At 69.8% G+C, this 7,289-nt stretch carries 6 protein-coding genes; 5 read left to right on the forward strand and 1 reads right to left on the reverse strand.

All coding sequences use genetic code 11. From position 1 onward, the window contains the following. Nucleotides 1-139: 139 nt before the first annotated feature. Entirely contained in the window at nt 140-913 is a 774-nt protein-coding gene (locus tag VGS97_RS08900) for a hypothetical protein (protein ID WP_326852816.1), read from the forward strand. Here VGS97_RS08900 and VGS97_RS08905 read toward each other — a convergent pair. Then, a complete protein-coding gene (locus VGS97_RS08905; protein ID WP_326852817.1) occupies nt 910-1,368 on the reverse strand; it encodes a hypothetical protein in 459 nt (152 codons plus the stop codon). The two genes, VGS97_RS08900 and VGS97_RS08905, sit on opposite strands and share 4 nt — an antisense overlap. Before the next feature lie 266 nt (nt 1,369-1,634). Here VGS97_RS08905 and VGS97_RS08910 point away from each other — a divergent pair, with 266 nt between their 5' ends. The 4 genes from VGS97_RS08910 (at nt 1,635) to VGS97_RS08925 (ending at nt 7,152) form a co-directional block, all read left to right on the forward strand. Continuing rightward, nucleotides 1,635-3,137: a carbohydrate binding domain-containing protein gene (locus VGS97_RS08910; protein WP_326852818.1), complete on the forward strand. Its 1,503-nt coding sequence runs from the start codon at nt 1,635-1,637 to the stop codon at nt 3,135-3,137. A gap of 386 nt (nt 3,138-3,523) precedes the next feature. Beyond that, entirely contained in the window at nt 3,524-3,748 is a 225-nt protein-coding gene (locus VGS97_RS08915; RefSeq protein WP_326852819.1) for a zinc ribbon domain-containing protein, read from the forward strand. An 89-nt stretch (nt 3,749-3,837) separates the two neighbouring features. Then, nucleotides 3,838-5,322: an aminopeptidase P family protein gene (locus VGS97_RS08920; protein ID WP_326852820.1), complete on the forward strand. Its 1,485-nt coding sequence runs from the start codon at nt 3,838-3,840 to the stop codon at nt 5,320-5,322. Nucleotides 5,323-5,931: 609 nt separating this feature from the next. Continuing rightward, nucleotides 5,932-7,152 carry a hypothetical protein gene (locus VGS97_RS08925; protein ID WP_326852821.1) on the forward strand — a complete coding sequence of 407 codons (1,221 nt, stop codon included), beginning with the start codon at nt 5,932-5,934 and terminating at the stop codon, nt 7,150-7,152. Nucleotides 7,153-7,289: the final 137 nt, after the last annotated feature.

A 7,289-nucleotide genomic window follows, 5' to 3' on the forward strand; every position in this document is an offset into this window, starting at 1 on the left:
TTGCCGGTCCAATCTGTGACCAGAATGGCATCGCCAGGCCAATCTCGGCAAGAGGGCCGAGTGCAAGAGGCCGAGTGCAAGAGGGCTGAGTGCAACAGAGCCGAGCGTAAGAGAGCCGAGTGCAAGAGGGGACACGACGATGGCCAAGCGGATCAACCAGACCGTACTCACCGACGCGCTGGAGCGGGAGTTCGCCGCGCGACAGACCGACCGGATCAGCCGGCCGGTCGACCTGCGGCGGCTGGGCCGTACGTGGGGCCGGGCCAGGCGCGCGGCCCGCCGCGCGCTGCCGCACGATCAGCCCGCCGCGCGGTTGGTCCAGCTGACGCTCGGCCTGCTGGTCTACGGCGTCAGCGAGGCGTTGATGCTCGCCCCGTCGGTCGGCGTCGACCCCTGGGACGTGTTCCACACCGGCCTTGCCCGGATCACCGGAATCCCGGTCGGCACGGTGCTGATGTTGATCGGCGGCGTCGTACTGCTGCTGTGGATTCCGTTGCGGCAGTCGCCGGGCGTCGGCACGGTCGCGAACATCTTCGTCATCGGCGTCGCGATCGACGTGCTGCTCGTCGTGATGCCGGTGCCGCACGCCTTCTGGCTACGCTGGGGCGAGTTCGTCGCGGGTGTCGCCCTCAACGCGGTCGCCACCGGCCTTTACATCGGCGCCGGGCTCGGGGCCGGCCCGCGCGACGGCCTGACCACCGGCCTCGGCAGACGCGGCCGCTCGATCCGGGTCGCGCGCACCGGGATCGAGCTGTCGGTCCTCGCCGCGGGCTGGCTGCTGGGCGGCAACGTCGGCGCGGGCACCGTCGTCTACGCGGTCGGCATCGGCCCGCTCGTACACGTGACGATCCCGTGGTTCGCCCGGGAACGGGTCTGGCCGGGCGCGCTTTCAAGATCTCCGTCGGGCTCCTAGGCGCCCTGGTCCAGCTCGACTCCCAGCTTCGCCGCGAGCGACCGCAGGACCACGTCCTGCGCCACGAGGTGCGCGGCGACCTGCTCCTGGCCGTGCAGCAGCGCCTCTGTGTCCTTATACGTCGCCTCGGAGCGCTTGTCCGCCGCGTCGGCCTGCACGTTCTGGCCGACCATGATGATCGACAGCAGCACCAACTGTAGGAAGGTCTGGGCGATCCACGCGATCAGAGACGAGGCGCCGCCGCGGATCGCCGCCGGAAGGCTGATCAGGTCCATGGCGGCGAACGCGTAGGCGCACCACATGCTGCCGACCACCTTGGTCACGACGAGCGCGAGCCGCGTGTTGAAGCGGGCGAGCGGGTTGGCCGTGTTGTGCTGGTCTGCCACCTTGATCGGGCCGTGCGCCTTGCGGTGCTCGATGTGCGGGTGGACCACGTGGTCGTAAAGGCTGGTCATTGTCGAATGTTCCCCTCTGGTCGCCGTTTGTCCCTGTTCGACCGTGGTCCGGACCTGAGCGCGCCGGATCGCGAGTCGGGACAGGCTAGCGCCTCGGCGGCGGGAGCGGCATCGAGCGGGACAAGGGGTCTTGACGCGCCAACTGGACTAGACCATTGTCTGTTGGTGCACGGTGCTACGGCGACGCACCGGGCGTGTACGAACGCGCAGTCCCCGCACGGGGCAGCGCACGGCCGCCCCGTCGTCCCGCCGAAGGAGAGCCCTCCGTGGCCCGCACCCAACTCCGCAACGCCCTAAAGCGCAGACAGTTCTACGCGATCGGCGCAGCGCTTGCCGCCCTCGTGCTGCCGGCGGCCGTGTACCTGGCCGCCGCTCCCGCGTCGGCCGCCGCCAACCTGCTGACCAACCCCGGCTTCGAGACGGGCAGCCTGTCCGGCTGGACCTGTGACGCGGGCACCGCGACGGTGGTCTCCTCGCCGGTGCACTCCGGGTCGTACGCGCTCTCCGGCACGCCGACCTCGTCTGCGGACGCGCAGTGCACGCAGACCGTGTCGGTGCAGGCCAACACCAGCTACACGCTGTCCGGTTACGTCGAGGGCTCATACGTCTACATCGGCGTGACCGGCGGCAGCTCGACCTGGACGCCGTCTGCCACCTCGTACCAGCAGCTGTCGGTGACGTTCACCACCACCGCGTCGCAGACCTCGATTCAGGTCTTCGTACACGGCTGGTACGCGCAGCCCACCTACTACGCCGACGACCTGTCGCTGAGCGGCCCGGGTGGCACCGGCGGCTCGACTCCGCCGTCGACCCCGGCCTCCTCGCCGCCGGCGTCGCATTCGGCCAGCCCGAGCCCGAGTCCGTCCTCCACGGGCGTCGGCGTCGGCGGATCGGTCGGCAAGGTGGCGCCGTACGTCGACATGTCGAACAACCAGGAGCCGATGCTGTACTCGGCGGCCAAGGCGGGCATGAAGTCGTACACCGCGGCCTTCGTGATCGGTTCCGGCTGCACCCCGATCTGGGGCGACACGCTTCCGGTCACCAACGACCCGACCATGGACGGCGACATCTCCACCGCCAAGTCCGACGGCGCGACGCCGATCGTGTCCTTCGGCGGCGCGGGCGGCAGCGAACTGGCGATGACCTGCACCACGGTCTCCAGCCTCCAGGCCGCCTACCAGTCGGTGATTAGCCACCTGGGCATCAACCACATCGACTTCGACATCGAAGGCGCGCCGCTCGACTACACCGCCAACAACGACACCCGCTTCAAGGCCATCAACGGCCTGGAGTCCGCCAACCCCGGCCTGGTGGTCTCGGTGACCCTGCCGGTGCTGCCCACCGGCCTGGCTTCGGACGGCGTGGCGTTCCTCAACCTGGCCAAGCAGGACGGCACCCGCATCGACCTGATCAACGTCATGGCGATGGACTACGGCTCGTCCTTCACCGGCGACATGGGACAGGAGGCCATCCAGGCCGCGCAGAGCACGCTGACCCAGGCCAAGGCCGACTGGTCCGGCGACACCTACGCCAACATCGGCGTCACCCCGATGATCGGGCAGAACGACAACTCCGCCGAAGTGTTCAGCGAGGCCAACGCGCAGGCCCTGGTCAACTGGGCGGACGGCAACCACCTCGGCCGCCTGGCGTTCTGGTCGGTGGACCGCGACCAGCCGTGCTCCGGCTCGGCCAGCGGCCTGCCCGCCTGCTCCGAGATCTCGCAGAGTCCGCTGGACTTCACCAAGATCTTCGACGGCTACAGCGGCTGAGCCGCCCGCGCGTCGCCCGCTCGCACGCACCGCAGTGCGAGCGGGCGACCGCCGTCGTTCGACGGAGCCATGCTCTCCGACCTGCAACGCAAGAAAGCTCCAGCTGCGCTTCGCGCTCCTCGACACCGACGGCGACAGCCGATTGACTCAACAGGACTACGAACTGGTGTCAGCGTCCTGGGTATCGCCGTCACGGTCGTCGTGGCCGTCGCTATGCTGATCCTCGACATCGACTTGCAGGGCGCATACGGCAGTGTGTTCAGCGTCTCACGGGTGCCGCTGGAGACCGTCGAGCAGCAGTTGGCAGCCGTGTAGTGAGTACGGGCTCGGACACTCGGACGAACATGCTCTTCGCTCAACCGAGCCTTGCACGCTAACCTGGCGATATGCCGAGATACGAGTACCGATGCCGCGCCTGTGGCGACACCTTTGAGGAGACCCGCCCGATGAGCGAGGCCTCCGCCCCGATCGACTGCCCCAGCGGGCACTCCGACACGGTCAAGCTCTTCTCCATGGTCGCGGTCGGCGGCCTGGCGAGCGCCAAGGGCGCCGTGAGCCGTTCCGCCTCAAGCGGCGGCGGATGCTGTGGCGGGGCCTGCGGCTGCGGCTGAGCGTCCGTTCCCGCTAGGCTGCGATAAGGACCGGGTGACCCCGTCGGTCCGTACACGGCTCTCACGACAGGCCAAGGAGGCGCCCAGCCATGAGCGAGGAACGCACGCCAGACAAGCCGGTCAAGGGCCGCAAGAACGGACTGTACGGCGGTATATCTGACGAGCTTGGGGCCGGGATGCGCTCGGGCTGGGCCGACACCGAACGGCACGACCTGGAGCCCTCGGAGCCGTCCGGTTACGCAGCCAAGCGCCGCAAGGCGGTGTCCGCCGCCTTCCCCGGCGAGCGGATCATCATTCCGGCGGGACGGCTGAAGACCCGGTCGAACGACCTGGACTACACGTTCCGCGCCGCGAGCGACTACGCCTATCTGACCGCCGATCAGACCGAGAACAGCGTCCTCGTGCTTGAGCCGCTGCCGGACGGCGGCCACCTCGCCACGCTGTACCTGCTGCCACGCTCGAACCGGGAGAACGGCGAGTTCTGGCTCGACGGCCAGGGAGAGCTGTGGGTCGGCCGCCGCCGCTCGCTCGCCGAGGCGGCCGTCGAGCTCGGCTTGGAGATCCGGGACAGCCGCGAGGCCGCCGCGCGCATCGCCGAGGCGATCGCCGCCGCGCCGAACGTACCGACCCGCATCCTGCGCGGCCACGACCTGCCCCTCGACGCGGCCCTGGCCGAGGCCGACGTGGTCCGCCGGGAAGAGGCGCAGCCGGCGGCCGAGCGCGACGAAGAGCTCAAGGTGTTCATGCACGGCCTGCGCCTGGTCAAGGACGACTGGGAGATCGAGCAGTTGCGCAAGGCCTGCGAGATCACCGTGCACGGTTTCGAGGACGTGGTCCGCGAGCTGGCCGCGGCCGTGGCCACGTCCGAGCGGTGGATCGAGGGCACCTTCTGGCGGCGCGCCCGCGTCGAGGGCAACGGCGTCGGCTACAACTCGATCGCCGCCGCCGGGCCGAACGCGACGATCCTGCACTGGATCCGCGACGACGGCGCGGTACGCCCCGGCGAACTGCTGCTGCTCGACGCCGGAGCCGAGACCGAGGAACTGTACAGCGCCGACGTCACTCGCACCCTGCCGATCTCCGGCGAGTTCACCGAGCTCCAGCGCAAGATCTACCAGGCCGTGTACGACGCGCAGGAGGCGGGCATCGCCGCCGTCCGCCCCGGCGCCCGGTTCCGCGACTTCCACGAGGCCGCGCAACGGGTGCTGGCCGAGCGGCTGGTCGAGTGGGGCCTGCTGGACGGCCCGGTGGACCGGGTGCTCGAACTCGCCCTGCACCGCCGGTACACCCTGCACGGCACCGGCCACATGCTCGGCCTCGACGTGCACGACTGCGCCGACGCCCGCTGCGAGGACTACGTGGACGGCGTCCTCGAACCCGGCATGGTGCAGACCGTCGAGCCAGGGCTCTACTTCCAGCGCGACGACTTGACGGTGCCCGAGGAGTACCGCGGCATCGGCGTGCGCATCGAGGACGACATCCTGGTCACCGCCGACGGCAACGAGAACCTGTCCGGCGGCCTGCCGCGCAGCGTCGACGCGATCGAAGCCTGGATGCGCTCGCTGCGCGGCTGAGCGGCCCGCACGTCCCGTGCCTGCAAGCTGATTCCGGCCAGGCACCCGAACAGCAGCGCCCTGATCACAGTGTCTCCCGGCGTGCCGTCATCGCCGACGCCCGTCGCCGTCGCGCAGGCCAAGCCGATTGACACGTCGCTGGCCGCGCCAGCCGGCGACGCAAGGAGCAGCGACATCAAGCATGTCGCGGTCCTGATGCAGGGGAAACGTTCCTTCGACCTCTGCTTCAGTACCCTGCCCGGCGTGGCTGCTTCAGCGACCCGGCCTCCGACCAGTTTGCCGTTCAGTGTGGGTGGATTCCGTTACTCGGGTACGCTCGGCCACACTTCGGTGCTGCGCTTGATCGAGACCAGGCCCGTGCAGGCGGTGCTCAGCGTCCTGACCGGAACACTGGACGTCGGCATCGCGTACCCGCACGCTAGGAACATCGCCCTCAGTGCCAACGCCGTTGCGGCGTGTCATGGGCGTCCCATGGATGGTGTTCAACTCCAAAGAGTTAATCTAAGAACACGTCAGGTCATTCAAGCACCTAATGTCGCCTGCGTGACAGTACCCGTAGCGCAGCGCGTGCCAAACCATACGCTCAGAGCGATCCGTCTTGCCCTGCGGATGAGCCAGAGCGAGTTCGCCTCTGCCGTCCGGCACGCGGGCGGCGTGCTCGGCGAGCCGAATACTTGCAACAAACGTCTCGTGCAGAAGTGGGAGTCGGGCGAACATACGGACTGCCGCCCGAACTACAAGCGCGCGTTGCAGGCGGTGACCCGCACGCCATATGAACAGCTCGGGTTCTCCGGCGCGGCGGCCCCGCTGCCGGACGCTCCGCTGCTGACCGGGCGGCTCGGCGGCGTGCTGCACCGCCACGCGGCGCAGCCGCTGCCGGGCGTCGTCGGGGAGCCGGGGGACCGGCTGCGCTTCGCGTTGGAGCGGCCCGGTCACGTCGACAACGAGGCGATCGCCATCGTCGAGACGAACACCGAGCGCTTGTTCGCGCTCGAACACCATCGTGCCGCGCGTACGATCGCCGGCGCCGTCAATCGGCACATCGACGACGTGGCCAGGTTGTTGGCCGGAACCCGCCGCGAGCCGGTGCGGCGCAGGCTGGCCGTGGTGGGCGGCCGGTCGGCGGCGCTGGCCGGGTGGCTCGCGTTCGACCGCGGCGACGCGGCCAGCGCGCATCAGTACTGGGATTCGTCTCTGGCGGCGGCGCGCTACGCGGCTGACGGCCCGTTGCTGGCGTGCGTGTTGACGTACCTGTCGTATTCGGCGGCGGAGCGCGGCGACCCGGCCACCGCGTGGCAGTTGGCGCACACGGCGGTCTCGCACGCGGGCCGGGACCCGCGGGCGCGCGCGTGGATGGCGGGCCGGGCCGCCGAGGAGGCCGCGACGCTGGGTGAGCGCGCCGCGGCGCTGTCCGAGCTCGAACTCGCCCTCTCGCTCGGCTCCGACCTGCCGACGCCGACCCCCGACGACGACACGCTGCCCTGGCTGCGGTTCTTCGACACCAAACGGCTGGCCGCGATAGCGGCGAACGTGCACGGCAGGCTCGGCGACGTCCAGGCCGCCGTCGAGGCCGCCGAGTGGGCGATGCGCACGCTGGGCACCGAGCAGGTCAAGGTTCGCGCGGTCGTGCTCGCCGAGGTCGCATGCGCGGCGGCCCGCGCCGGGCAACTCGACCTGGTCGAACAGGTCGTCTTCGAAGCCGCGGACCTGGCGGACGGACTTGAGGTGACGCTCGCGCGCCGCAAGCTGCGCGCACTGCTACAACTACTCGGGCCGTACCGCGCGTCCGTCATCGCCCGCCGGGTCGTCGACCGGCTCGACGTGGAGTGAAGGCGACCGGGTGAGCTGTCTGAACCATCCGAGTACTGCTAGACCTGGGTCCGGCGCGGATTGGCGACGCTGTCGGGCCACAGGGTCTGATCGGCGCGGTGCGCGTTGCCGGCCCACCGCGTACGCTCGGACGTCTG

Source organism: Actinocrinis sp., from assembly GCF_035946395.1.
Lineage (GTDB): Bacteria > Actinomycetota > Actinomycetes > Streptomycetales > Catenulisporaceae > Actinocrinis.

What these genes read in the sequence shown, in the direction of transcription:
- VGS97_RS08915 (WP_326852819.1), top strand. Translation starts at nt 3,524, where the DNA reads ATGCCGAGATACGAGTACCGATGCCGCGCCTGTGGCGACACCTTTGAG.
- VGS97_RS08905 (WP_326852817.1), bottom strand. Translation starts at nt 1,368, where the DNA reads ATGACCAGCCTTTACGACCACGTGGTCCACCCGCACATCGAGCACCGC.
- VGS97_RS08925 (WP_326852821.1), top strand. Translation starts at nt 5,932, where the DNA reads ATGAGCCAGAGCGAGTTCGCCTCTGCCGTCCGGCACGCGGGCGGCGTG.
- VGS97_RS08900 (WP_326852816.1), top strand. Translation starts at nt 140, where the DNA reads ATGGCCAAGCGGATCAACCAGACCGTACTCACCGACGCGCTGGAGCGG.
- VGS97_RS08920 (WP_326852820.1), top strand. Translation starts at nt 3,838, where the DNA reads ATGAGCGAGGAACGCACGCCAGACAAGCCGGTCAAGGGCCGCAAGAAC.